28 protein-coding genes are annotated in these 25,188 nt (G+C 64.9%); 17 read left to right on the forward strand and 11 right to left on the reverse strand.

Annotated features, from left to right (window positions below):
- Positions 1–41 precede the first annotated feature (41 nt).
- The 4 genes from srp19 (at position 42) to Q0964_RS17390 (ending at position 3,097) form a co-directional block, all read left to right on the forward strand.
- On the forward strand, positions 42–320 hold the full coding sequence (srp19, locus tag Q0964_RS17375; protein WP_299270279.1) for a signal recognition particle subunit SRP19: 279 nt from the start codon (positions 42–44) through the stop codon (positions 318–320).
- A gap of 2 nt (positions 321–322) precedes the next feature.
- Complete coding sequence (locus Q0964_RS17380; RefSeq protein ID WP_299270353.1) at positions 323–550, forward strand: H/ACA ribonucleoprotein complex subunit GAR1; 228 nt, start codon at positions 323–325, stop codon at positions 548–550.
- 236 nt (positions 551–786) lie between these two features.
- A complete protein-coding gene (locus Q0964_RS17385) occupies positions 787–1,785 on the forward strand; it encodes a hypothetical protein (protein WP_299270282.1) in 999 nt (332 codons plus the stop codon).
- Positions 1,786–2,053: 268 nt separating this feature from the next.
- Entirely contained in the window at positions 2,054–3,097 is a 1,044-nt protein-coding gene (locus tag Q0964_RS17390) for a presenilin family intramembrane aspartyl protease PSH (protein WP_299270285.1), read from the forward strand.
- On the opposite strand, the gene Q0964_RS17395 is transcribed toward Q0964_RS17390, so the two are convergent.
- Positions 3,094–3,291, reverse strand: coding sequence for a hypothetical protein (locus tag Q0964_RS17395; RefSeq protein WP_299270288.1), 198 nt, complete (start codon positions 3,289–3,291; stop codon positions 3,094–3,096). The genes Q0964_RS17390 and Q0964_RS17395 overlap by 4 nt on opposite strands.
- Positions 3,292–3,475: 184 nt before the next feature.
- On the opposite strand from Q0964_RS17395, the gene Q0964_RS17400 reads away from it, so the two are divergent.
- Positions 3,476–3,676 carry a hypothetical protein gene (locus Q0964_RS17400; RefSeq protein ID WP_299270290.1) on the forward strand — a complete coding sequence of 67 codons (201 nt, stop codon included), beginning with the start codon at positions 3,476–3,478 and terminating at the stop codon, positions 3,674–3,676.
- 13 nt (positions 3,677–3,689) lie between these two features.
- Here the strand turns inward: Q0964_RS17400 and Q0964_RS17405 are convergent, their stop codons facing one another.
- Together Q0964_RS17405 and Q0964_RS17410 are read right to left on the reverse strand one after the other, a co-directional pair.
- On the reverse strand, positions 3,690–4,697 hold the full coding sequence (locus Q0964_RS17405) for an ornithine cyclodeaminase family protein (protein ID WP_299270293.1): 1,008 nt from the start codon (positions 4,695–4,697) through the stop codon (positions 3,690–3,692).
- Positions 4,698–4,802: 105 nt separating this feature from the next.
- On the reverse strand, positions 4,803–5,036 hold the full coding sequence (locus Q0964_RS17410; protein WP_299270296.1) for a DUF8015 family protein: 234 nt from the start codon (positions 5,034–5,036) through the stop codon (positions 4,803–4,805).
- A gap of 767 nt (positions 5,037–5,803) precedes the next feature.
- Here Q0964_RS17410 and Q0964_RS17415 point away from each other — a divergent pair.
- Positions 5,804–5,965 carry a DUF7331 family protein gene (locus Q0964_RS17415; RefSeq protein ID WP_299270298.1) on the forward strand — a complete coding sequence of 54 codons (162 nt, stop codon included), beginning with the start codon at positions 5,804–5,806 and terminating at the stop codon, positions 5,963–5,965.
- A 126-nt stretch (positions 5,966–6,091) separates the two neighbouring features.
- Positions 6,092–7,396 (forward strand): MFS transporter, encoded by a 1,305-nt coding sequence (locus Q0964_RS17420; protein WP_299270301.1) that lies wholly within the window; start codon positions 6,092–6,094, stop codon positions 7,394–7,396.
- Here Q0964_RS17420 and Q0964_RS17425 read toward each other — a convergent pair.
- Both Q0964_RS17425 and Q0964_RS17430 read right to left on the reverse strand, forming a co-directional pair.
- Complete coding sequence (locus Q0964_RS17425; RefSeq protein WP_299270303.1) at positions 7,362–7,796, reverse strand: DUF3054 domain-containing protein; 435 nt, start codon at positions 7,794–7,796, stop codon at positions 7,362–7,364. The two genes, Q0964_RS17420 and Q0964_RS17425, sit on opposite strands and share 35 nt — an antisense overlap.
- Before the next feature lie 47 nt (positions 7,797–7,843).
- Positions 7,844–8,425, reverse strand: coding sequence for a class I SAM-dependent methyltransferase (locus tag Q0964_RS17430; RefSeq protein ID WP_299270305.1), 582 nt, complete (start codon positions 8,423–8,425; stop codon positions 7,844–7,846).
- 72 nt (positions 8,426–8,497) lie between these two features.
- Here Q0964_RS17430 and Q0964_RS17435 point away from each other — a divergent pair, with 72 nt between their 5' ends.
- From Q0964_RS17435 to Q0964_RS17450, 4 genes are read left to right on the forward strand one after another with little or no spacing between them, the layout of a single operon-like run.
- Entirely contained in the window at positions 8,498–9,037 is a 540-nt protein-coding gene (locus Q0964_RS17435; RefSeq protein WP_299270308.1) for a GNAT family N-acetyltransferase, read from the forward strand.
- 50 nt (positions 9,038–9,087) lie between these two features.
- Positions 9,088–10,068, forward strand: a complete 981-nt coding sequence (gene fen, locus Q0964_RS17440; protein ID WP_299270310.1) for a flap endonuclease-1 — start codon at positions 9,088–9,090, stop codon at positions 10,066–10,068.
- A gap of 58 nt (positions 10,069–10,126) precedes the next feature.
- Complete coding sequence (locus tag Q0964_RS17445) at positions 10,127–10,588, forward strand: PH domain-containing protein (RefSeq protein ID WP_299270312.1); 462 nt, start codon at positions 10,127–10,129, stop codon at positions 10,586–10,588.
- Positions 10,585–12,177 carry a PH domain-containing protein gene (locus Q0964_RS17450; RefSeq protein WP_299270314.1) on the forward strand — a complete coding sequence of 531 codons (1,593 nt, stop codon included), beginning with the start codon at positions 10,585–10,587 and terminating at the stop codon, positions 12,175–12,177. Before Q0964_RS17445 ends, Q0964_RS17450 begins: the two co-directional genes overlap by 4 nt.
- Before the next feature lie 160 nt (positions 12,178–12,337).
- Here the strand turns inward: Q0964_RS17450 and Q0964_RS17455 are convergent, their stop codons facing one another.
- Positions 12,338–12,475 carry a hypothetical protein gene (locus Q0964_RS17455; protein ID WP_299270317.1) on the reverse strand — a complete coding sequence of 46 codons (138 nt, stop codon included), beginning with the start codon at positions 12,473–12,475 and terminating at the stop codon, positions 12,338–12,340.
- 646 nt (positions 12,476–13,121) lie between these two features.
- Between Q0964_RS17455 and Q0964_RS17460 the strand changes: the two genes are divergently transcribed.
- Positions 13,122–13,439 (forward strand): hypothetical protein, encoded by a 318-nt coding sequence (locus tag Q0964_RS17460; RefSeq protein ID WP_299270321.1) that lies wholly within the window; start codon positions 13,122–13,124, stop codon positions 13,437–13,439.
- A gap of 139 nt (positions 13,440–13,578) precedes the next feature.
- A complete protein-coding gene (locus tag Q0964_RS17465; protein ID WP_299270324.1) occupies positions 13,579–14,991 on the forward strand; it encodes a class II fumarate hydratase in 1,413 nt (470 codons plus the stop codon).
- Positions 14,992–15,114: 123 nt separating this feature from the next.
- Here Q0964_RS17465 and Q0964_RS17470 read toward each other — a convergent pair whose 3' ends face one another.
- A complete protein-coding gene (locus Q0964_RS17470; RefSeq protein ID WP_299270327.1) occupies positions 15,115–15,687 on the reverse strand; it encodes an SCP2 sterol-binding domain-containing protein in 573 nt (190 codons plus the stop codon).
- Positions 15,688–15,833: 146 nt separating this feature from the next.
- On the opposite strand from Q0964_RS17470, the gene gatE reads away from it, so the two are divergent.
- Complete coding sequence (gene gatE / locus Q0964_RS17475; RefSeq protein ID WP_299270330.1) at positions 15,834–17,711, forward strand: Glu-tRNA(Gln) amidotransferase subunit GatE; 1,878 nt, start codon at positions 15,834–15,836, stop codon at positions 17,709–17,711.
- Between the two features lies 1 nt (position 17,712).
- Here the strand turns inward: gatE and Q0964_RS17480 are convergent, their stop codons facing one another.
- Both Q0964_RS17480 and Q0964_RS17485 read right to left on the reverse strand, forming a co-directional pair.
- The gene (locus tag Q0964_RS17480) at positions 17,713–18,456 is read right to left on the reverse strand and encodes an RNA methyltransferase (protein ID WP_299270333.1); all 744 of its coding nucleotides are present in this window, start codon (positions 18,454–18,456) and stop codon (positions 17,713–17,715) included.
- Positions 18,456–18,980: a DUF8114 family protein gene (locus Q0964_RS17485; RefSeq protein WP_299270336.1), complete on the reverse strand. Its 525-nt coding sequence runs from the start codon at positions 18,978–18,980 to the stop codon at positions 18,456–18,458. Before Q0964_RS17485 ends, Q0964_RS17480 begins: the two co-directional genes overlap by 1 nt.
- Before the next feature lie 99 nt (positions 18,981–19,079).
- On the opposite strand from Q0964_RS17485, the gene folP reads away from it, so the two are divergent.
- Together folP and Q0964_RS17495 are read left to right on the forward strand one after the other, a co-directional pair.
- A complete protein-coding gene (folP, locus tag Q0964_RS17490; protein WP_299270338.1) occupies positions 19,080–20,225 on the forward strand; it encodes a dihydropteroate synthase in 1,146 nt (381 codons plus the stop codon).
- Positions 20,226–20,413: 188 nt separating this feature from the next.
- The gene (locus Q0964_RS17495) at positions 20,414–21,100 is read left to right on the forward strand and encodes a 6-hydroxymethylpterin diphosphokinase MptE-like protein (RefSeq protein ID WP_299270339.1); all 687 of its coding nucleotides are present in this window, start codon (positions 20,414–20,416) and stop codon (positions 21,098–21,100) included.
- Between the two features lie 756 nt (positions 21,101–21,856).
- Here Q0964_RS17495 and Q0964_RS17500 read toward each other — a convergent pair.
- Positions 21,857–22,555: a hypothetical protein gene (locus Q0964_RS17500; protein WP_299270340.1), complete on the reverse strand. Its 699-nt coding sequence runs from the start codon at positions 22,553–22,555 to the stop codon at positions 21,857–21,859.
- Between the two features lie 64 nt (positions 22,556–22,619).
- Complete coding sequence (locus tag Q0964_RS17505) at positions 22,620–23,591, reverse strand: quinone oxidoreductase family protein (RefSeq protein ID WP_299270341.1); 972 nt, start codon at positions 23,589–23,591, stop codon at positions 22,620–22,622.
- 170 nt (positions 23,592–23,761) lie between these two features.
- On the opposite strand from Q0964_RS17505, the gene Q0964_RS17510 reads away from it, so the two are divergent.
- A partial coding sequence (locus tag Q0964_RS17510; RefSeq protein WP_299270345.1) for an FAD-binding oxidoreductase occupies positions 23,762–25,188 on the forward strand: 1,427 nt, incomplete at its 3' end.

The raw sequence follows: 25,188 nt of genomic DNA on the forward strand, positions 1-25,188 counted from the left end.
CGACGGAAAGGTCCTTACCGGCGGCCCAGCCAGAGGCGTGTATGGTCGAAAACGTCATTTGGCCTGCGTTCCTCGACGCGGAACTGACCCGCGCCGAGGGTCGGCGGGTCAATCTGGAGCAGGCGGTCCCCGAACCGACCGTCGACGAGATCGCACAGGCGGTTCAGCAGGTGGGCTACGACGCCGTCATCGAACGGGACAAACAGTACTCCCGGGAGTTCGAACCCCGGGGTCGCGTCGTCGTGAAAGACGCCGACGACGCGACGAAAAGCGACCTGCTGGGCGCGGTCGCGGCCTACCTCGACGTGATCCGCTCGTGAGCATGCAACGCGTCGGCGAGGTCGTCCGCACTGCCCAGGGCCTCGCGGTCGTCCGCTCGCCCGACGACGGCTACCCCGACTTCGGGACGACTGTCGTCGACGAGAATCTCGACGAAATCGGCCGGGTCGTGGACGTGTTCGGCCCGGTCGATCGTCCCTACGTCGCGGTCTCGACCGACGAGGCCGTTCGGCTACCGACGCTTTTGGGATCGGCGCTCTACGCGCGGTAAGTCCTGTCTGCTCGGGAGGGAACAGCAACTCACGTCCCACTCTTGGGGCGACACCAGCGGTGAAACCGGCTCGGACTACAATCCAAAACTTGGGCATGGAGCGCAATATCAGTGCAGTGGTCCTCGGATTCTACAGGCTGAACAGGGCGAGTGCCTCGGGGCTTGCCCCGAGGTACTTCACGAGTAAATATTGTTACTATGCCAATCGATATATCTGCAATCTTTAATATTACGACGTGGACCGACGACGTCGGCAGGCGATCAAACTCGTAGGGAGTACTGGACTCGTCGCTATCGCCGGGTGTAGCAGTTCCAACACTGATGACCCTGGCACCACTCCGGAGACGACCGAGACCGGTCGTGATCCGACACCGGATTCTGAAAGTGACACGTCCACGCAAAACACGTCGCCGTCGACCGAATACCAGGAGTGGTTGGTGGCGCCGGACGCGTTTGGGGGGCGAGAACACTACTTTTTCAATACAGTCGACTACGAGCAACTCACCTCGGTGCAAAACGAACTCAGCCAGAACGTGTTTAGCCAGCTACAGTCGAACGTCAGGGTGGAAGACTTCGGGGAATTCGGTATCGGTCTGGACGATATTTCGACGCTCATCAATCTCCTCCCGATGGCCGGAACAGGTGGACGGTGGAACGTTATCCTCGGGAGCTTTTCGAAGGCGGCCGTCGAGGCGACGTTCACCGACTCGATTACCGATTCGGGCTCCAGTGTGTCCACCGAAACTAGCGGAGCGTACACGCTCTACAACGGTGGTGAACTGGACGGAACTGTCGCACTGGCTGACGGGGTCGTACTCTCGGGATCCAACCCGGAGATGGACCCGACTGCCAATGTCCAGTCAGTTATCGATGCGAAGGCGGGTGAAGCGGATCGCTACGCGACGCAAAACGGAGATATGGCGACCATTACGAACGAACTCGGCAGTGGGACGTTTCTCGGTGGCACTACATCCCAGAGGGTCACCGAAACTAACCTCGAATCCGGCCTCTTCGAAGGGCAGGTCGGGTACGGGTACGCCGACACCGTCCGCGGGGAGGTGATGGAAACCATGGAGGTTTTTCTGTTCGACGACCCAGCGAGCGTGGATATGGAGACGGTGGAGTCGTACAGAGACATCGATCTCTTCGAAGATTTTACTCGTTTCTCGGCATCGCAGACCGACCGTGTCGTCCTCGTCACGGGAGCGGTAGCCACTGCCGACATCTACGGATAGTTATGGATTGCAAGCGGATTGAACACGAGCATTCGCGAGCGGGGCGAGCAATTCACCGGACCCGAGTGGACGGGGTGAGTGAGTCGTCCGGCAGTTCGTCCCCACGTTTTTGCGACAGAGTAGTGGCCGCAGGCAACCACTGGGAAAGAAGACGGGTGGGTGCGACCGGGCAGTCAGTTCACTGGAGCGCATACTGAAACAACTCATCGTGTAGACGGTACGACACAGTCTTCGCAATCCTGAAACCGGAGACGGACGAGAGAGAGGTATGCAGCAGCGAACGCGCGCGCTCGTGGCGAGCGTCTTCATCGGACTGATATTTTTGCTCGTGCAATTAGGGGCACTGGCGCTGGTCCAACCGTTCGAGGCGGCCGGTTATCAGGCTGTCGAGGACCCGAGTGACCCGACCAACACCCTCATTTACGTGGTGGCGATTCTGATCGCGACGGGCCTGATGTTGCTGGCGATCAAACTGGACGTCGATCGGCTCATCCGCGGGTTCGTCGTCTTCGCCGGGGTCTATCTCTCGTGGTACGTGTTCAGCGTCGTCGTCCCGAGTGTGGTCACGTACGGCGGTTTCAACGTGCTGGCGGTGGTGGCCGCGCTCGTGCTCGGGGCCGCTCTGCTGCGCTATCCGGAGTGGTACGTCATCGACGCCTCGGGGGTCGTCATGGGGGCTGGGGCGGCCGGGGTGTTCGGCATCAGTTTCGGCCTTTTACCTGCGATTCTTCTGCTCTCCGTGCTGGCCATCTACGACGCCATCAGCGTCTACGGTACCGAGCACATGCTGACGCTGGCCTCCGGGGTGATGGACCTCAAAGTACCGGTCGTGCTGGTCGTGCCGCTGACGCTATCGTACTCGTTTCTCTCCGCCGAGACGCCCGACCCGACCGGCGAAGTGGAAGGCGACGCGGCCGCCAACGGCGGTGAACCGGAGCGCGAGGGCGAGTCTGTGGCCGACGGGTCGGCCGGCGAGGACGCCGTCGAAGCCGAGCGGATGGACCGGGACGCGCTGTTCATCGGCCTCGGCGACGCCGTGATTCCGACCGTTCTGGTGGCCAGTGCGGCCTTTTTCGCGCCATCGTCGGTCCCGGCGGTCGGCGCGCTCGGACTGGTGATTCCGGTCACGGCACTGGGCGCGATGGTCGGTACCCTCCTCGGACTGGTAGTGCTGTTGCGGATGGTGCTAGAGGGACGTGCCCACGCGGGTCTACCGTTGCTCAACGGTGGTGTCATTGGCGGCTACCTCTTCGGCGCCCTCCTCAGCGGGATTCCGATTCTGGAGGCACTCGGCGTCGCCGGCTTTGTTTAGTAGCCGCCGGCATCGTCGAAGCATCGACCGCACTTGCTAGTACAGTTCCCGCCGAATTCGGACTGGAACGTTTCGAGACGTCTGAGGTCGTCCTCGGAGAGATTGTACGTGACGCCACACTCCGTCTGGAACCTCGACTTCCCGGTTTCGTGTCTGTGCACCGTGTTCGTGACCTCGTTTAGGATCCGTCCCATAGTACTAGTTACCAACGGCCACCGTATCCAATTATGACTTGGTATACCATGCCAGCTTTGACCAGTCACCGGTCGGTGACCCGGCCGGTCCGCTCGCGGACCGGTCTCGTCGGGACTCACGACATCTGACCACGGCCGACGCGTGCATCGATAGCTCTTTTTTTCGTCGCCCGGACCACCCGCCATGTCCGCTCAGGAGTTCCCGAGTTCCTGGACCGAACCGGCGTACGTCGCGACGGTCGTCGGCGTCCTCGCGACAGGTGCACTCGTCTTCTACGCGGCGACGACGCCTGGCGAGCCCACGCCCGGAACCGTCGGCTTCGTCTTACTGTCGGTCACGGGTCCCGCAACGCTGGCCCACGAACTGGCTCGCCGGTTCGGATGACGGGGTCGGTCTGTCACTTCCCGGTGAGGGCCTGGCTGGCCGGCGCGAACTCCAGTGGTTCCCCGAGGTCGCGTTCGACCGCGCGTTCGTAGAGCATGTGCGCCGCCGCGACGGTCTCGACAGCGGTGCCGCCGCTGTCGAACAGGGTGATTTCCTCGTCGCTCGTGCGACCGGGTTCGACGCCGGCGACGACCGCTCCGAGTTCGGCGTGGATGTGGTCGGCCGAGACCGCGCCGTCCTCGGCGGCCTGAATGAACGCGCCGGCGTCGGTCTCGGTCCGGGCGCGGAGGTCCGGGACGTAGGTGGCGCGCTGGACGGTCTCGGCGTCGACCTCCCGCGCGTCGGCGTCGTACTGTCCCATCGCGGTGACGTGGGTTCCGTCTTCCAGCAGGTCGCCGTCGAACACTGGCTGTGAAGCGTTGGTCGCTGTGATGACCACGTCGGCACCTTCGACTGCGGCCGCACTGGAGGCTACGGCGGCGACCGTCGGGCCGAGCGTCTCGTTCATTTCGGCCGCGAAGTTCTCACGGTGTTGCTTGGTCGGGGAGTACACGTCGATCCGGTCGAAATCGCGGACAGTCGTCGCAGCGCGGACCTGCCCGCGGGCCTGTGCGCCGCTGCCGATGACCGACAGCGTCGAGACGTCCGTCCGCGCCAGCGCGTCGATGCCGACCGCGCCAGTCGCGCCGGTCTTGAACGGGTTCATGCTCGCGCCGTCCATGAGCGCCAGCGGTTCGCCACTCTCGGCATCGAACAGCGAGAGCATGAAGTGTGCGTCCTGTGCGCCAAAGCCCGCGCCGTAGGTGTAGGTACCCATCGCGCCGGTGTCGGGCAGGATTGCGAGGTAGCCAGTAAAAAACCCGGGCGGGTCGGCGTTCGGAAGCTTGGTTCGGGGCTCGGCCGGTGCACCTTCACCGCGCTGTCGGTATCCGTCTCGAACCGATTCGACGTACTCGGCCGGTTCGGCGAGACCAGCGAGTTCGTCGCTCCGGAGGAACAGGGCCTCTTGCTGTGTCGTCATGGCCACTCGTTCGGACGACCGACTCATAGGTGTGCTGGACGGACCGGCGGAGCGGTCGGCACCGAATCGGAGCTGTGAGCGCCGAGGTCGACTGTAGCGACGGATTCAGTCGGCGGAGAACCCCGACGCGTCCCGAGAGTTCGCGGTCGTCTGTGCGGTCGGCGGTATCTCCTCGACCGGGCCGTTGACGAACATCGCGTGGCCGATCAGGCCGATTGCGGCCAGAAGCGACAGTGGAACGGCGACCGTCATCGACAGTCCCAGACCGAGAAGCGCAGCACTGATTCCTGCAACGGACACCGGGATGAGACCGAGGACGTAATCGTAGTATTCCGGCATAACTTACGACAATATAGGATGAGTCGGGTTATAATTATTTCCCCATTGGTACTGCGTATTCCCACTGTAACCACAAGGTATTTTTCTCGGAAATTTCTGGTGATGTACTCGTACCTAACTCATAACTTATGTGCCCGAAACCGCAGGACGCGGGTGGGACATGAACGAACCGCGCTCCGGACCCCGGCGCCGACGGCGGGTACAGCAACGGCGTCGGCACCGCGGCCAGTCGAGCGGTCGTGGTGTTTTACACGCTATCGAGGCGAATGCCACGGGGCTTGCCCCTGTGGATGAATCCGACTGCTGCCAATCAAACCAGTATATTTCTCCCCGGTAACTCAACAGCCGTGACGGAGAAACAGGTGGCTTAGAGTCCAAAAACACGGACGGCCAGACTATGTTCCGTCGCTATCAAGTAGATTGGGGAGACGCCGAATTGACGCCTGCGGAGACTGGAACCGCTGTGGAAACGTCTCACCGAGAGACGATTTCTGCAAGTTCTGTCAGAGAAACAGGAAGCCTCGGGGCTTGACCCCGAGGCACTTCACCCCGACATCACACCGTCATGTGGGGAGCGTGCAGGTCGAACAGGTCCTGCATCACCGACGAGGCGCGCGTGTTTTCGCCCGTGAAAATATCGGCGTTCGTCGGCACGCCCATGGTATATTCTATTATATTTAGTGATAATATGGAGGCAGCGTTTATGAAGACGCGTGGATGATATCAGTTTGAGGTAGACAGAGGTGGCGCTGCCACCGGGTTCGCACATGAGTATCCACAACACGGACACCGACGACGAAGCAGGCGATACCGACCAACAGTGCGCCGAACTCAACATCGGCGAAGACGAGTTCGTCATCTACGACCGGGAGAATCATCAGGCTTGGATTCAGTCCAGCGTTTCGGTCCCGGTCAACGAGGAGTGCTGAGGCCTGCTGGGGGGAGGGCACGGACGTACGGGCCTCTCGACGTCACGAGCGGCGGCCGCGCGCGGCCGGCAGGCAAACGCCGGACGACCGACGCGTTGAAGCGGGTCACAGTCGAAGACGTGCTGCGTGAACAGTAACGACCGGTCGATCGTCGGTCTCGTGACGGTCGCTCACGCGATGGTCCACACCTACGAGCTGTCGATTCCGGTTCTGCTACCGATCTGGCTCGCGGAGTTCTCTGTCATCGACGTGGGACTCGCGCAGTTCCCGCTCAACGAGGCGACGATCGGTGCGCTCGTGACCGTCGGGTTCGCGTTGTTCGGCCTCGGCGCACTCCCGAGCGGCGTCCTCGTCGACCGGGTCGACGCGCGCGTCCTCATCACGACCTGTCTGGTCGGAATGGGGACGTCGTTCCTGTTGCTGGCCCTCTCACCGACGCCCGCAGTAATCGGCCTCGCGGTGGCCGTCTGGGGCGTCGCAGCCAGCGTGTATCACCCTTCCGGCCTCTCGTTGATCAGCCGCGGCGTCGAACAGCGTGGCAGTGCCTTCGCCTACCACGGGATGGCCGGCAACGTCGGTATCGCCGTCGGTCCCCTCCTGACGATCCTGTTGTTACTCGCGTTCGACTGGCGCGTCGTCGTCGCTATCCTCGCGGTGCCCGCCGCCCTCGCCGCCGTCTATGCGTTCCGGGTCGATATCGACGAGCGAGCAGCCGTGGCCACGGCCGACGGGGGCACTGACGCCGACGCAATTGCCGACAGGGATAGCCGGGCCAACGAGGGCATCGATTCGCTCGGCGGGTTTCTCACACAGTCACGGCAGCTATTCGCGGGTGCGTTCGTCGTCGTCTTCGCCGTGACGCTCTGTTCGGGCCTGTACTACCGCGGTGTTCTGACTTTCCTGCCCGAACTGCTGGACAGTCTGGAAATCGCCGCGCTCGAACCAATCGAGTTCGGCAGCCGCACCCTCCAGCCAAGCCGTTACGTCTACGTCGGGCTGCTGATGGTCGGCGTGGGCGGCCAGTTCGTCGCCGGCAAGCTCACCGACCGGGGTCGGCCCGAGTTCGGCATCTTCGCCGGCTTCGCTGCGTTGGCCGCCGTCGCACTGCTGTTTCTACCTGCAGCGGCGCTCGGTCTCCCGGCACTGCTCGTCGTCTCGGCGCTGCTGGGATTTTTTCTATTTTTCGTCCAGCCGTTCTACCAGGCCAGCGTCGCAGAGTACACGCCGGCCGGGAGTCGCGGCCTCTCTTACGGATTCAGCTATCTCGGCGTGTTCGGCGTCGGCGCACTGGGCGCGACGCTCGCGGGAACGATGCTGACATACTTTGCTCCTCGGCAGTTGTTCGTCGTCCTCGCGGGACTGGCGCTGCTCGCTGCCGGCATCGGCGCGTTCCTCGTCACGCGGGTGCCGTCGACTGCCGCTGGGACGTGACGAGGGCGAGTGTCAGCCGCCAGACGATCAGCAGAACACCACCGACGAGGAACGCGACGATACCGAACGTCACCGACGCGTTTCCGGGGAAGTTCGGCGTCGCGCGAACCCCCTGTGCCACGACATCGGCGCCGAGCCAGGCGCCAAGCACCAGGACTGTCGAACGTCTCAGGTCGGTTCGATAGTCCGTGGCGTACACGCCGACGGGAACCGACACGACCAACCAGCCGACAAGGAACTGGACGTACGTTCCGAGGACCCGAACGGAGAGCAGCGGGTACTCGTGGCTGATTTCGCCTATCACGATGAACACCGCGATGGCCAGCAGGTCGCCAACGAGAAAGAGTGCCGTCGCGGTGGACGGGTCGACGCGACTCCGAACCCAGTCGAGCGCGGTCATGCCGCGTTGTTCGTCCCGGGAGGACTTGGGTGTCCCGACTTCCGTGCTCAGGACCGCTTGACACCCGCAACGGTGTACTCGAAGCCGCCCCGAGGAATCGAGGCCGACAGCCCGGCGGCCCGGACTTTCGCCGCCAGGTCGGCGGCGGTGAAAAACCGCGAATCGAACCCGAACAGGTGTTCGGCGGCGGCGAGCGCCCGCCCCCGGACCGTCGTCGGATCGAACTCCAGAGAGGCCAGCACGCCCCCCGGTCGGAGGACACGGGCCGCCTCCTCGATGACCGCGTCGGGCCGAGCCATGTGGTGCAGGGCGTCGAGGATCAATACGGCGTCGACCGACTCGTCGGCGACGGGGAGACGGGCAGCGTCGCCCCGAGCCCCCTCGACGTCGTGCTCTCGCGCTCGGGCGAGCATCTCAGCCGCGGCGTCGACGACGACGCCATCGGGCAGGTCCAGTGACCGGACGCCCTGTCCGGTGCCACCGCCCACGTCGAGGACGCGCCCGATGTCGCGGTCGGCCAACGCGAGCGCGGGTTCGAGTTTCCGTCGTCGGGTGGCCGGCTTCAGATCGTACAGTCGGGCGACTCGGTCGAAGACTTCCACGTCGCCGATGCGCGTGTCGGATGCCATACCGCGACTATCAGCTTCGAGCCTTTCAGAAGTTCCCCCGGACTAAAGCCACTCCCGCCCGAAGCGGCGACCATGGAGTACGCGTTACTGGGGTGGCCGCCGGACGGCCCGACCGTCCGCCTCGACTACCGGCGGTTCAGCTACGCCGGGAAGTTCGTCATGTCCGCGACCGGCAAAGCGGTCGCCCGTGTGGACGACGCCATCGTCGCCGCCGTCGCGTTCAACGAGGACCGTACCGACGGCGACACCCTCAGACTGCGCTATGTCACCGTCCGACAGGACAACCGGGGCGAGGGAATCGGGCCGCATCTCTGTCGCTTCGCCGCCGATCGCGCCCGCGAGCGAGGCTACGACCGCGTCAAAATCGCCGTCAACAATCCCTTCGCCTTCGAGGCGCTGTCGAAGGCCGGCTTCGCCGCAACCGGCGAGGAGACCGGTGTCGCCGAACTCGTAATGATCTGGCCTGGCGAGCGCACGCGCGAGTCTTACCAAGCTGGGTTAGACGTATACCGGGAGCGAGCCCTCTCCCCGGAGGAGGAGACGTTCCTGCGCGAGCGCGAGGGGAGTGGGCCGCCGCCGATTATTACGCCAGTCGAGACTGACCGTGGCTGAACGGTTCCGGGTCGGGGGATTCAAGCGGCGGCCGCCGCTTACACTGAACAATGGGAAATGCTGACCTGCGCGACCTCGCGGTCATCGAGACGGTCGCTTACGACGACCTCGCGGGGTCGGTCGTGGCTGTCGACGCGCACAACTGGTTGTACCGATACCTGACGACGACGGTCAAGTTCACACGTGATTCGGCATACACCACCGCCGGCGGCGAGGAGGTCGCGAACCTCATCGGCGTCGTCCAGGGGCTCCCGAAGTTCTTCGAGCACGACGTGACCCCCGTGTTCGTCTTCGACGGCGGCGTGACCGATCTCAAGAAAGACGAGGTCCAGAAGCGTCGCGAACAGCGCGAGAGGTACGAGGAACAGCTAGAAGCGGCTCGCGAGGCGGGCGACTCGGCCGAAGTCGCCACACTCGACTCCCGAACCCAGCGACTCACCGGCACCATCGTCGACACGACGCGCGAACTGCTGGAGTTGCTCGACGTGCCCGTCGTCGACGCGCCTGCGGAGGGTGAGGCACAGGCCGCCCGGATGGCCCGCTCGGGGGCCGTCGACTATGCAGGCACCGAGGACTACGACGCCCTGCTGTTTGGATCGCCGTCGACGCTTCGGCAACTCACCTCGAAGGGGGACCCCGAGCGTATGGAGTTGGACGCGACGCTTTCCGAGCACGACCTCACCTGGGAGCAACTCGTCGACGTGGGCATCCTCTGTGGAACCGACTTCAACGACGGTGTCTCCGGAATCGGCCCCAAGACCGCCGTGAAGACGGTTCGCGAGTACGGCGACATCTGGGGCGTCTTCGAGGCCCGGGACGTGTACATCGAGAACGTCGACCGGATCAGGACCCTCTTTCTCGACCCCCCGGTGGTCGACGATGTGACCGTCGAGACCGGGGTCGAACCGGATATCGAGGCGGCTCGGGAGTTCGTCGTCGGTGAATGGGACGTCGCGGCCGACGAGGTCGAGCGCGGATTCGAGCGGATCGCAGACGCGACGATACAGACGGGGCTGGACCGGTGGACCTGAGTTGTATGACCCTGTCGGTTTCGGAACGTTTTCCATTGCGCCGCCAAACTGACGCAGTATGAACGCCCTCCAGTCACGCGTTCGTGCCCGGTGGGGCATCGTCGCCCTCGTCGTCGTTGCGATACTGGGAGCCATCGTGTTCGCGCTCGACCGGTTCGTCCTCAGTGTCTCGCCGCTGCTCGGGCCGGGTCTCGCCGTCGTCCTGCTCGTCCTGGTGGTCGTCTACGTCCAGGCGCTGTACCGGAGTTGGGGCTACCGGCTCGACGACGACGCGCTCGAACTGGAACGGGGTGTGATCACCAGCGTCGAGACCGCGGTACCGTACGTCCGGGTCCAGCACGTCGACACCCAGCGCGGGCCGCTGGACCGTCTGTTCGGCCTCGGTCGCGTCGTCGTCTACACCGCCGGCTCGCGGGGCGCCGACGTGACCATCCCCGGGCTGGAACCCAACCAGGCACGAGAACTGCGCAATCGACTCCGTGACCTGGCCATCGAGAGCGAGCCGGAGGACGCGGTATGAAACTCCACCCGCTGAGTGCGGTCACACAGAGCCTCCAGCGGGGACTCGTCGCGGCGTCGATGGCCTTCGTCCTGACCGGAGTCGGTCGCGTTGCAGCGCCCGACCTCTTGGGCTCGTTCGGCCTCGTTGCGGGGTTGTTCGTCCTCCTGTTCGTCGTGGGCGTCGCGTACGGCGTCGCCTACTACTACCGCTTCGATTACACGCTGACGCCGGACACCTTCGACGTGGACTCGGGTGTGTTCGGCCGGCAGGAACGTGAGATTCCGTACCGGCGCATCCAGAACGTCGACGTGACCGAGAGTATCCTCCACCGCGTCGTCGGCGTCGCCATCATCGAGATCGAAACCGCCGGCGGGTCCGGGACGGAGGCAACCCTGAACTTCGTCGCCGCCGACGAGGCCAGCCGGCTCCAGCGCGAGATCCGCGGCCGGAAGACCCGCACCGGTGACGGTGACACCACGGAGGCAGACGCGGAGACGAGTGAGCGGGGGACGACCGACGCGGCGGCCGGCCCGGCCGAGACACGCCACACCGACCCCGAGGCCGCCGCCGACCGGCTCTCCAGACAGGGCGATCTCGAGCCCGAGACCACCCTGTTCGAACTGGGGTCGGCCGAACTGCTCGTGCTCGCGCTCACGTCCTTTCAGTTGGCGTCGATTGCCTTCCTCCTGTTCGGCTTTCCAATCGTCGAGGACCTCGTCGTCGGCCTGTTCGCACGGCTCACCGGGATCGAGTCGCCGGTCGACGCGCTGACCGGGACGCCGGATCTGGCGGTGCTGGTCGGCCTGCTCGCCGTCGCGTTCGCCGCTGTCACGGTGTGGGCGGTGAGCAGCGTCGTCACCTTCCTCCAGTACTACGGCTTCACGCTGGGCCGCCAGGGTGAGGACCTGGTTTACGAGCGAGGGTTGTTGCAGCGATACAGCGGCTCGATCCCGACAGACAAGATCCAGACACTGACTATCCGCGAGAACGTCCTGATGCGGGCGCTCGGGTACGCCGGCTTCACCGTCGAGACGGCGGGTTACAGTCCCGGGCAAAGCGACCAGGGGCCACAGTCCGCGATTCCACTGGCCGACCGTGAACGCACGCTCTCGCTGGCGCGGGAACTCGAACCGTTCGACGAACTGTCGTTCACGCGCTCACCCAGGCGCGCCAGACGGCGGTACGCCGTCCGGTACACGCTGGTCGTACTGGTGTTGACGGCCCTCACCGCGGGGCTCTCTGCCGCGGTGTCCGGGTTCGAACTGTGGTACCTACCGCTCGCCCTGCTGGTCGCCGTGCCACCAGCCGCCCACCTCAAGTGGAAACACCGCGGCTACTGCGTCGGCGACGACCACTTTCTCGTCCGGGACGGCTTCTGGAACCAGACGACCCGCATCGTCCCCTACTACCGGCTCCAAACGGTGATTCGCCGCCGGACCATCTTCCAGCGACGACTGAACCTCGCCCACCTGACCGCCGACACCGCCACAGCGTCGCTGCTGGGCCGGACCGACGCCACCGCCTACGATATCGAAGCCGACGCGGCAGAGGACCTCTACAATCTGAACCGCGAGCGACTGCAGGCGAGTTTGCACGGCCGGCAGTGACTCGTGTCGCTGCGAGAGCCGGGCGATATCTTCGTTGTATCGTGACATTCGACGCTGGTAACTCTCGTCCAGGGTCGGTCTCGCCGGCCGTGTCAAGTACGGAGCGTGTAGGTAGCGGTCGGCATCGGGTCCGTCCGAACGAGTGTTTCCCCGTGGTGAACTACCGGCCCAGCAGGGTCTCCGGCAGCACCAGGACCACGACAACCGCCGGCGGGACGTGGAGCGTCATGAGGCCGGTAGCCTCGCTCGTCGTCACGCTATCGCCAAACAGCGCGAGTCCGATGTCCGGGACGAGCAAAAGTCCTTGGCACGACGGCTGAAATAAAAAAAGTGCGGTCCGGGACCGCCGACCGGCGCGCCAGCACCCCGCACACCGCAGTCGCGCCGCCGATTCCGAGCAGCGTCCAGACCACGATAGCCGGATATCTGAAGCACTCCGTCAACTCCACGAGTGACTGACTCAGTGCGACCCAGCCGAGTACAAGATTCACAAGCAGTGCTATCACGAGCGCCCTTGTATCTCGTCGTAGAATTGTCCCGGTGTCTGCGGGACGGCGGTGACCCGTGCTCATCGGTTGGTAGGACGCACCGGCGTTGCGTGAGCAGGAGTCGACACCGAACAGCGGGTAGACGGGGCAGGTTCCGACCGACGCCATGAGGAGGGTCGTTATCGTGACGAGTCCCGACACCGGCGAGAGTCCCGTCGGAAGCGAAAGGGCCCAGTGAGAACTGCAATGTAAGAGTCTAATCCTCCCGACCGACGTTTTGTGTCATAAATCTGTTATCGACGCTACACATAGCATTAGCGTTGAACTTCACTTGCAATACTATAATCGAAATTCGAATTCAGAACATCGCAGAGAACCTCAAAAATTATTTCTCTATCTTAGCGTAGTAGTTTCTTCGCAATATTAATGCCCGTCGAGCGTATATGTAGAAACGTGATGCGTACTCGAAAGAGCCGTACGGTCGGCGCAGCGTTCGTACTCCTGCAGGGGCTGGTGACCGCAGTCTTCCCACAGATAAGCATCAAATTCATCAAAGACGCAATCGGAAAGAACTTCGAGAATGCCTCGGAACTCGAGGTGAAGCCAGCGTATCTCCGACAGTTGCGCGCCCTCGGTGTCGGTTTGGTTGCCGCGTCCGGTACTACCCTCCTTTTGCAGAGTCGCGCAGCGCCAGACGACGGACCGGCCGAGGCCGATGTGTCTGCCGACGACGCTGATGCCCAGGGCGGCCGGAACGACGAACAGCCGAACTGATCGTATCGAGGCCGTCCGTTGGACGCACCTGTGTTCGACGCCTCCCGCTCGTCAGTGCAGCGGGTACACACACTGTGGGCCAGTCGCCCGCCCGAATCACATCATTTTAGAACCGTTCCGGCCGTCGGCACACACGATCATGACTGACGAGGAGTTCCGTTCGGAGCAGGACAGTCTCGGCGAAATGCAGGTGCCTGCGGACGCTTACTGGGGTGCACAGACACAGCGGGCCGTGGAGAACTTCCCCATCTCCGGCGTGACCTTCGGCCGCCGGTTCGTCCGCGCACTCGGCGTCGTCAAGAAGGCCGCTACACAGGCCAACGAGGACCTCGGCACGGTCCCCGAGGACAAAGCCGACTGCATCGTCGAGGCCGCCGACGAGGTCATCGCCGGCGAACACGACGACCAGTTCCCCGTCGACGTGTTCCAGACCGGCTCCGGGACCTCCTCGAACATGAACGCGAACGAGGTCATCGCTAACCGGGCCACGGAGCTCTACGGCGGCGAGATCGGCAGCCGCGAAATCCACCCCAACGACCACGTCAACTTCGGCCAGTCGTCAAACGACGTGATCCCCACGGCGATGCACGTCGCCGCCATGGAAGCCGTCCAGAAGGACCTGATTCCCGCGCTGGACCTCCTGCGTGACGAACTCGAAGCCAAAGAGACGGAGTTCGCGGACGTGGTCAAGACCGGCCGCACACACCTCCAGGACGCCACCCCCGTGACGCTGGGCCAGGAGTTCGGCGGGTACCGCGCGCAGATCGAGAAAGGCATCACTCGCGCCGAGGACACCCGGCACCACCTGGCAGAACTCGCGCTCGGCGGGACCGCCGTCGGAACGGGGCTGAACACCCACCCGGAGTTCCCCGAACTCGCCGCGGAGTACATGAGCGAGGAGACCGGACTGGAGTTCCGCGAGGCCGACAACCACTTCGAGGCACAGGCCGCCCACGACGCAATAAACGAGGCCCACGGCGCGCTCCGGACCATCGCGGGTTCGCTCAACAAGATCGCCAACGACCTGCGCCTGCTCGCCTCCGGCCCGCGCAACGGGCTCGGTGAACTCGACCAGCCGGAGAACCAGCCCGGCTCGTCGATCATGCCCGGGAAAGTCAATCCCGTCGTCGCCGAAGCGGTCAACCAGGTCCACAAGCAGGTCGTCGGCAACGACGCCGCAGTCTCGGCCGGCGCGGCCGAGGGCCAGATCGACCTCAACCTCTACAAGCCGGTCCTCGCACACGACTTCCTCCAGTCGGCGAAGCTGCTGGCCAACGCCAGTGAGGTCTTTGGCGAGAAGTTCGTCCACAGGCTGGCAGCCGACGCCGACCACTGCGAGGAGCGCGTGCAGCAGAGTATGGCGCTGGCGACCGCTCTCAATCCGGCTATCGGTTACGACAAGGCAAGCAAGGTCGCGAAGAAGGCACTGGCCGACGGCAGGACGATCCGCGAGGTCGTCATCGAGGAGGGCTACCTCGACGCCGAGGAGGTCGACGACGTTCTCGACCCGATGAAGATGACAGAGACCGGCATCCTCAGCGCCGACGACTGAGCGGAGAAGCGTAGGCTAACGACCCTCGAACGTGTTTTCACCCGCCGTCCGACCCGAACGCGCCGTCACGGATTGCACTGGTGTTCGAGTCGTCCCGCCCGTTCCAGCCGCCGGCAGGTCGCGCTAGTTGCTGGGTAGTTTCTCGGCGAGTTTGCCCATCGTCGTCGCCAGTTGGTCCCCGGTGGCTTCGGAGCCGTCCATCTCGAACTGGTCGCCCTCGTACCCGGAGACCGGATCGAGTTGCCCGGTCGTCAGCGCCGTGAGTGTGTTCGCCGGACCGCGGATTTCGAGGTCCGGGTCCGTAGCCAGTCCAGCGCCACCCGAGACCGACCCCGTCTCGGCGTCGAGTTCGAGGTGGCTGGCCATCGGGGCGTCGGTCGCCTCGAAGTTCACCGTCGTGTCTGCCTCGATGGACTGCTGTACGTCGGGGCTAAACTGGGCCAGCAGTTCGACACCCTGCCACTGGAGTTCCTGGAACTGGTCGACGGTGTCAGGGTTCTCTGCGGCGAACGCCGCTACGTCCACGTCGCCGACGCGGTCGATCACGTCGGCCAGGAGCAGGGGGTTCTCTAGCGCTAGCACGTCGACCTGTCCCTCGAGTTCGTCGAGCACGTCGGGCAGTTCCGCTGTGAGTTCGTCCGTCGGTAGCTCCAGCACGCGTTCGACGCGCTCGGCGAGTTCCGCGGTATCGGCCATGCTTCCCTGGTTCTGGAGCGACGCAGTAGTGTGTGTCTCGTCGGTTCCGAGGTGGTTTATCTACGGGCCGTCGCCGTGGCGCCCCCTCGAACGGATATCGACCGGAAGGGTGCGTTTTTTGACCGCCGGCCTCGCAGGTTCGGGCAATGACTGATGCGGACGTCTTCGATTACGAGGAACTGGGGCTGGTAGCCGGACTGGAGATTCACCAGCAACTCGACACCGAGACGAAGCTGTTCTGTGCGTGTCCGACCGAGTTGCGCGAGCCGGCAAACTCACAGCGGCGGTTCAGCCGATACCTCCACCCCACGAAGTCGGAACTGGGCGAGATCGACGATGCCGCCCTCGAGGAGAGCCGCGTCGAGCGGGAGTTCGAGTACCTGGCATACGACACGACCTGCCTGGTCGAGGAGGACGACGAGCCGCCCCACCGCGTCGACGAGGAGGCGCTCGCGACGAGCCTGGAGATCGCCCAGCTACTGGACATGCACGTCGTCGACCAGGTCAACGTGATGCGCAAAATCGTCGTCGACGGCTCGAACACCACCGGCTTCCAGCGGTCGATGATGGTCGCCAACGACGGGCAGATCGAAACCTCCGAGGGACCGGTCGGCATCGAGGACATGTTACTGGAGGAGGAGTCCTGCCAGCGCGTCGAGGAGACTGCAAACGGGGTACGGTTCAGCCTCGACCGCCTCGGCATCCCGCTCGTGGAGATCGGTACGAAACCGGACATCCGCTCGCCCGAGCAGGCAAAAGAGGCGGCGAGGCGAATCGGCATGTTGCTCCGCTCGACGGGGCAGGTCAGGCGCGGCCTTGGCACCATCCGGCAGGACGTGAACGTCTCTATCGCCGAGGGTGCACGCATCGAGATGAAAGGCGTTCAGAGCCTCGACGACATCGACGACCTCGTCCGTAACGAGGTCCGCCGGCAGGTCGAACTCGTCGAGATCGCCGAGGAACTCGGCGAGCGTGACGCCGCCGTGGGCGAGCCGCGGGACGTGACCGACGTGTTCGTGGAGACAGACTCGGGCGTCGTCGGTGGCGCACTCTCTTCGGGCGGCGTCGTGTATGCCGTCCGACTGGCCGGCTTCGACGGGTTGGTCGGGCGAGAAATACAGCCCGACCGCCGCCTCGGGACGGAGTTCTCCGACCACGCCAAGCGCCACGGCGCGGGTGGCATCTTCCACACCGACGAACTGCCGGCCTACGGCGTCACCGAGAGTGAGGTCGACACCCTTCGGGCGGCCGTCGACGCCGGCCCCGAGGACGCAGTGGCTATCGTCGCCGACGACCCCGAAACCGCAGAGCTCGCCATCGGGGCCGTCGCCGACCGCGCCGAGACCGCGATGGAGGGGGTCCCCGAGGAGACCCGCGACGCCAACGAGGACGGCACCTCCCGCTACCTCCGGCCCCTGTCCGGTGCGGCGCGGATGTACCCCGAGACGGACGTGCCGCCGGTCGAACCCGACCCCGAGGATGTCGAAGCTCCGGAACTCCTCACAGAGAAGGTCGAGCGGTACGTCGAGGAGTTCGGCCTCGGTGAGGGCGTCGCCGAACAGGTGGCCTACGGCCGGCGCTGGGCGCTGTTCGAGGACGCCGTTGCGACCGGCGTCGACCCCAACCTCGCGGCCCGCACCGTCGAGTCGGACGTGACAGAGCTCCGGCGGGACGATGTACCCGTCGAGAGTCTGACCGACGGCCACTTCCAGGGCGTGTTCGACCTGCTGGCCGACGACGAGGTCGCGAAGGAGGGCGTTCCCGAACTGCTGACCGCGCTGGCGGAGAGTCCCGACCTGACCGCGGCCGACGCCGCAGAACAGGAAGGCCTCGGGAGCGCCGCCGAGGACGAGGTCCGTGAGGCCGTCGTCGAAGTCGTCGAACGCAACGCCGAACAGGTCGAACAGGAGGGGATGCAGGCGTTCTCGGGACTCATGGGCGAGTGTATGGGCGCGCTGCGCGGCCAGGCCGACGGTGACCTGGTGAGCGAGGTGCTGCGCGAGGAGATCCAGGAGCGGGCCTGAGTTACCCGTCTCCGTCCGAACTGTCGGTCTCGGCCCACTCGATCCGCTGCCCGGCCCGTCTGAACAGCCCACGCAACGTCCGTACCTCCCGTCCTGTGGGATGGGCACGACCGACGAACCGACGCCAGAGCCGCGTTGCCTTCGGTCGCTTCTCGTCGGGGTGGCCGATGTCCTCCAGAAAGTCACCGAACTGGTCGTGCAGGCCCGCGATTGCCTGCTGGTCGGCGCGCTCGTGGCGTTCGTCGGGATGCTGTGTCTCCTCGAGGGTCAGCTCTCGCAACTCGTACAGCACGACGGTCGCCGCCTGTCCGAGATTGAGGACGGGGTAGTCGTCGCTGGCGGGGATGGAGCACACCTGGTCCATCCGGGCGAGTTCGTCGTTCGTGAGGCCGACGCGTTCGCGGCCGAAGACGACGGCCGTCTCGGCTTCGACGCTCGCCAAATCGTCGGCCAACTCGGCCGGCGTCTGGAAGGGATACCGGACGTGACTCGTCGCGTCCTCGTTCGTGACGGCGGTGCAGCCGACGGTGTGAAACTCGGAGAGGAGTTCCTCGAAGGTGAGTTCACGAGCCTCGGGAAGAACATCCTCACGGGCCTGGCCGGCGAAGCCGTAGGCTTCGCCCTCGGGGTCGAGTTCGGGCGGGTCGACCAGTAGCAGGTCCGAGAGGCCGAAGTTCTTCATCGAGCGGGCGATAGTGCCGACGTTCCCGGGTTCGGTCGCGTCGACGACAGCGACGGAGAGCATCAGAGGTCCAGGTCGCTGAGGTCGACCCCGAGGTCGTCGAGTTTCTCGTCGTCGAGTTTCTCCAGTTCCTCCTCTAGCGTCGGGAGTTCCTCGGTCGGGTCGGGGGCAGGGATGTCGTCCGCGTCGGTGTCGACGTGGTCGATACCGGCGTACCCCTCCGGGGCGCGTCCGCCGTCGTCGAACCAGGCGTAGAAGGCGTCCTCCAGTTCGGTGTCGCCGGCGTAGCGTTTGCCGCCGCCCTCGCGGAACCAGTAGAGAAAGTCGGCCTCGTGTTCGGGACAGAGCAGGACCTCGCCGAGCGGTTCGCCGTAGACGATGCGGGCGACGTTGCACTCCTGGACGTTCTCATCACCGTGGACGAGGTAGCAGGCGTCACACGGTTCACCCATCATCGTCGAGAGGCGGACGATTCGGTCCCGGGTTTCGGGGTCTAGCGTCCCGAGCGGTTCGAGATCGCCGTTCTCGTCGAACACTTCCTCCTCGTCGAACCGCCAGCCACGCAACCCGATGTTTATCTTGCCCATACTCGACGGTACTCGTCTGCCGAGTAAAAAGCGCGCGACTCAACGTCACGAGCGGCCCGCGAACAGTTGGTTTTTGAGGCTGTCGCCCTACCCGTTCGCATGCGCAACGTCGATGCAGCCGGGCTGGGCATTGGTGACGACTATCCGCCCCGAATCATGGGCGTGCTCAACGTTTCGAGCGAGTCGCCGTACGATCCCAGCGTCTACGACGACCCCGGAGAAGCCGCCGAGTACGTTGACGAGGAACTCATCGGCGAGGGCGCCGATATCGTCGACGTGGGACTGGAGTCGGCCAACAAGAAGTTCGACGTCCTCACCGCCGAACAGGAGCTCGACCGGCTGGACACGGCCATCGAGACCATCGAGAGCGTCTCCGGCGACGCCGTCTTCTCAATCGAAACCCGGTACCACGAGGTCGCGGCGGCCGCTCTCGACCGCGGGTTCGACATGGTCAACGATATCTGTGGGTTCGCCGACCCGAAGATGCCGGAGGTCTGTGCCGACTACGACGTGGCCGTCGGGAAGATGGCCAGCCCACCGGATCTGGAGCGACCCGGAGCCATCGAGGACGTGGACGACATCTACGACGCCCTCGAACTGAACGGCGTCACCGAGAAGACGATCATCGACCCCGCCTTCGGCGGCTGGAGTGAGGACAAGACGACCGCGGACGACCGCGAGACGTTTCACCGCCTCCGGGAGTTCCGTGGCTACGGCCACCCGATTCTCGTCTCGATCAACCGGAAGAACTTCCTCCGAGAGTTGGCCGACCGCACGACCGAGGAGGCACTGCCCGTGAGCCTCGCGGCCACGGCCATGGCAGTCGAGCGCGGCGCACACGTAATCCGGACACACGACGTGAAAGAGACCCGCGACGCCGCGCTGGTGGGCGAGGCGTTCTCGCGCGACCGGGTCCGAACACCCGAGGTCGAAGAGCTGGATGTGACCACGACGGGAGCGGCGAGCCGGCACCTCGACCGACTGGGTGCCGATACCGCATACGCCGACGACACGGTCGTTCGGTCGTTCGAGGTGTCGAGCCTCGACGTCGAGGCCGCAGAACTGCTCCGCGAGGAGGCCGGGACCTACGGCGTCACGGCCGTCGAAACCGGCGGCGACGGCGGGAGCGGGACCATACTCCTGTTCGGGACGGTTGGTGCGCTCCAGCGGTTGGCCGCGGGTGTCGACCGGGACCCGATTGCGCCAGCGCTCTCGGCGATTGTGGAGGGGCTCCCGGAGCCGTGACACACACCCGTTCGTCCGACGGCAGCCGCCGTACGACGGCGGTCCAGAGTGTCTGACGAAGAGAAAACTTATGCCAGATGCGCCAGAAGGAGCCATCGAAGGCCGAAAGGGCACCCGGGTAGGGGTACCAGGTTGTGCCACTTCGGCTCACCTCGATTTATATTGGAGCAACCCCGTGAGCGAACAGCATGGAATTTTCGACCTGGGAGCCCGCGTACGAAGCTATCCTCGCGGATTTCGGCTACGACCGCACCGATGATGAAGACGCACGCGACGCCCTCGCTGAACTGGTCGAACCCTTCGACCACTCGCGAGTCGACTTCGTGGGCGAGTGTGTCGCGGTCGCGGGCGCTGGCCCGTCGCTCGCAGCGGAGACAGACCGCGCGGCGGCGGCCGACATCGTGGTGGCCGCGTCGACGGCAGTCGACACGCTCCGGAGCCAAGGTATCGACGTGGACTGGATGGTCACCGACCTCGACAAGAACCCCGAGACGGCCCGGGAGCTGACCGAAGCGGGTACTCCGGTCGCGGCGCACGCACACGGTGACAACGTGGCGGCCGTCCGCGAACTGGTCCCGACGTTCGACGACGGACAGGTGCTCCCGACGACACAGGCAGACCCGGCGGGGCCGGTCGAGAACTTCGGGGGGTTCACCGACGGCGACCGGGCCGCCTTTCTCGCCGACCACTTCGGCGCGGCCGAACTGGTGTTCGTGGGCTGGGACTTCGACGACCCGGACGTGAGCGATGCGAAGCGGCGGAAGCTGGTCTGGGCGGAGCGGTTACTCTACTGGCTCGAACGGGGCAGAGGCGAGCAGTTCGGTGTGCTGGACGGGCGGCGAACGGCGGTCGACGTGTCGGCGTTACCGCTCTAGCGAGCGAACTGTTCTTCACCTGACCGGTTTCAGGAGACGGTGTGCCCTCCAGGTACGGCCGAGTGGCGTTGGTGGCAGTCAGTCTGTTACTGGTCGCCAATCCGTTCCTCGTTTATCCGCACGCCACTGCTCCGTCGTTCGAGTCTCGCCCGATGGAACTGTCAGACGACGGGTACCGCAATCCGGTGGCGGCGTCGGGGAGAGATATCGAAGGGCTCGCCTGTCAAAACGGATTGGCAAACCGGAGCTGCGTCTCCGACGGGGTGAGCGTTGCCGACGAGTCTATACGATTTCGGACGGACGGCCCTGCGACCGTCGAACGCGCGGCGCGGGGCAGTGAGCAGTTCGTGTATGGAGGAGGACGTCCCGGAGGCGAGTCCTCGAGACGGACGACGAAACTGTCACCGCGCGTCTCGCTCCCGTTTCCTGGGCGACCGTGCTGGAGAGCGTCTCCGTCTCCCGTGACGGCTTCTCGACGCGGGAACGGCGGTTCCTCGACGAGCGGACCCTGACCACGCACCGACCGGTCGGTTGGACCGACGAGCCGAACCGACGCGGCGTGCTCGTCGTGGAGTCGAACGGCGCGTATCACCGCCGCTGGGGGGTTCGAGCGACAGGTCGCCGCCGTCGGTGGACGCTCCGGTGGTCTGGACCGCCCGCGTGCTCGGGGTCGGACTCGGACGCCTCCCGTTCACCGCGGCGGCCGTGCTGAGGAACTCGTCGGAGTGAGGCCGACAGTACCGGACTCCGTGGCCCTCACTCCGCGTCGAACCGTCGGTCGAGTTCCGACAGCGCCTGCTCGACCACGGTCGCCTCCGCACGTTCGAGCACTCGAACCACCTCGTCGGTGTATTCGACGGTCACCGTGGGGAGTCGGCCGGTCAGCGGGCCGCCGATTACGTCACCCGGGTCGATGTCGGTCTCGAAGACGAACGCGTCCGGATTCTCCCGGAGCGGGTCGGTGAAGGTGAAGTGGGTCTGGACGAGGTCGCGGGCGTGGTCCCGGTCGAGCGCGTCGACGGTTGCGTCCCAGAAGTCGGCCTCGGCCGACTCGACCAGCGGCTGGGCGGCTTCAGCCAGTCGGCGTTGTCTGTCGAGTTCTGCCGTCTCGATGGTTCGTCGCCGGTCCCTGCGGACGCTCGGCCGGAGGTGAGCGAGGTACACGTCGGTCTCGCGGATTCGGTCGCGGTAGTCGTCGAAGTCACCGTCGCCGTCGGCGGCGTATGCGAGAATCGGTTCGAACTGCTCGAGAACCTGGCGGCGGTAGTCGTGCAGTTCCGGGCGGACGATTCGCTGGTCGAGGCGACGGTTGTTCTTTAAGAGCCTGTTGAGAAGCCGGCCGCTGGCGCCCGACTCACCCCGCAACACAGCGACGACGTCGAACTCCTCGTAGGCTGTGTCGATGATGTCACCGACGAACTCCTCGAATCCGGCTCGGACGGCCTCACGGGTCATCGTCCCCGCTTGGAGTCGCCGGTTCCTAATGGTACTGGTCGCTTCGAACCAAAGGGTGAACCGATCAGGGCGTCAGGACGACCTTACCGCTCGACTTCCGGTCCTCGATGTACTGGTGTGCCTCGGCGGCGTCGTCAAGCTCGAAACTCGTCCCCACGATCACTTCGAGATCGCCGGACTCCAACTGCCCGGTGAGTTTCGGGACTGCCTGGAAGACACGGCCGGGGTCGCGGTACATAGCCTGTCCGAGATGGTATCCGATGACCGTGTGGTTGCTGAACAGGAGGTCGGCGGTGTTGGGCTGACCCGGTTCGCCCGAGGCCGCGCCGTATGAGACCATCCGGCCGAAGTGAGTCAGTGCTTTCAGGCTCTCTGTGGTCGTTTCGCTGCCGATTCCGTCCAGCACGAGGTCGACACCGTCGCCGTCGGTAATCTCGTCCACCTCGTCGACGAAGTCCTCCTCGGTGTACTGGATGGGGTGCTCACAGCCGAGTTCCGCGGCGAGTTCCAGTTTCTCCTCGGTACTTGCGGTACCGAACACCTCCCCGCCGGCGTTGCTGGCCAACTGGACGGCCGCGGTTCCGACCCCGCCAGCAGCGGCGTGAATCAACACCTGCTCGCCCTCGGTCATGTCGCCCCACTCGAACAGGCAGTTGTGAGCGGTGAGGAACTGGACGGCAAAGCCCGCCCCCTGCTCGTAGGACATGTCCTCCGGAAGGTCGAATAGGCCCGCAGCGTTACCGATAGCGTACTCGGCGTAGCCGCCTTCTTCGACGAATCCCATCACCTCATCGCCCACGTCGCGGCCGACGCCGTCACCGACGGCGTCGACGACGCCCGCGACCTCCATCCCGGGGACGTACGGCGGCTCTGGGCCACCCTGGTAATGCCCGCGTCGCTGCATGATGTCCGCGAAGTTGATCCCCGCGGCTCTCACTTCGATCCGGACTTCACCCGCACCGGGCTCCGGTTTCTCCTGGTCCGTGACCGCCACGTTCTCGTTTCCGCCGAACTCTGTTATCTCAGCTACCTTCATAATCTTACGATGGAAAGCCCTCTATCTAAAATCCCCCGGTTTGGGGGGGGGAACCGCGTCGGGGTGGCGTGCCGTCGGGCGCGCCGACTCGGGGTGTGGCAACGACCGCACGGTCACGGGCGAAGACAGACGACGTAGATTTAAGCCGGCCCGGGCGTGGGTGTAATACGATGCCACACGACTGTTCGTTCCTGACTGACGTTGTGTCCGACGAGCAGGTGTCGTTCGGGGACTCGGACCGGGACAACCACGCCGGCGACTGGGCGTCAGACGGTGCCGGAACGGGCGTCAAGCCCGATGCCGTCGTCTGGCCCGAGTCGACGGCGGACGTGTCGACCGTACTGGCTGCGGCGAACGAACGGGGCGTGCCGGTGACGCCGTACGCCGCAGGGACCAGTCTGGAAGGCAACCCGGTCCCGGAGTACGAGGGCGTCAGCATGGACCTGACGGAGATGGACGAGGTAGTCGGGGTACGCCCCGACGACTTCCAGATCGACGTCCAACCGGGCGTGATGGGCGACGTGATCGACGAGGAAGCCGCCCAGCACGGCCTTTTTTTCCCACCGCTGCCCTCGTCGGGCGACATCTCGACCATCGGCGGCATGATCGTGAACGATGCGAGCGGGATGCAGACGGTGAAGTACGGCGAAATCGCCGACTGGGTGCTGGAGCTAGAAGCCGTTCTCGCGGACGGCTCTGTCGTCGAGGCCGGCTCGAAGGCCGTCAAGACCTCCAGCGGGTACAACCTGAAGGACATGTTGATCGGGAGTGAGGGGACACTCGGCGTCGTGACGCGTGCGACTCTGGAACTGGAGGGGCGACCACAGCAGATTCGGGGTGGCCGGGCTATCTTTCAGACGCTCGACGACGCCGCCGAGGCCGTCATGGACGCCATTCAGTCCGGCGTAGACGTGGCAAAGATCGAACTCGTCGACGACGTGAGCGCCGAAATCGCGGCCGACTACGCGGACGACGAGGCCGACCTCCCCCCAGACCCGATGGTCTTTCTGGAGTTCCACGCCAACCACGGTGTCGAAGAGGAGATCGACTACTGCCGGTCGATCTTCGAGGGCCACGACGTGGAGCAGTTCGAGATGGCCGACGAGGGGGAGATGGACGGGCTCTGGAAGGCCCGCAGCGAACTCGCCTTCGCGATCCAGATGTGGGAGCCCGACCTCCAGCCGCTCCATCCCGGGGACATCACCGTCCCAATCAGCGAGCTTCCCGAAATCATTCGCTACGCGAAGGACCGCGGCGCGGAAGACGACATCGTCGTCCCCTGCTTCGGTCACGCCGGCGACGGCAACGTCCATTACTCCGTCATGGTGAATCTGAACGATCCCGAAACCATCGCGACAGGCGAGGAGGTGTATACAGACATCGTCGAACGCGCCATCGAGATGGGGGGCACCTGCACCGGCGAGCACGGCGTCGGTCGCGGGAAGCGAAAGTATCTGGTGTCCGAACACGGCGAGGGGAGCGTCGAAGCGATGCGCGCAATCAAGCGTGCGCTCGACCCCAAGGACACGCTGAATCCCGGGAAGATCTTCCCCGAAACCGCTCGGGGCGAGCGGGTACAGGCAGAACCGACCGACGA

The organism is Halorientalis sp. (assembly GCF_028275115.1).
GTDB lineage: Archaea > Halobacteriota > Halobacteria > Halobacteriales > Haloarculaceae > Halorientalis.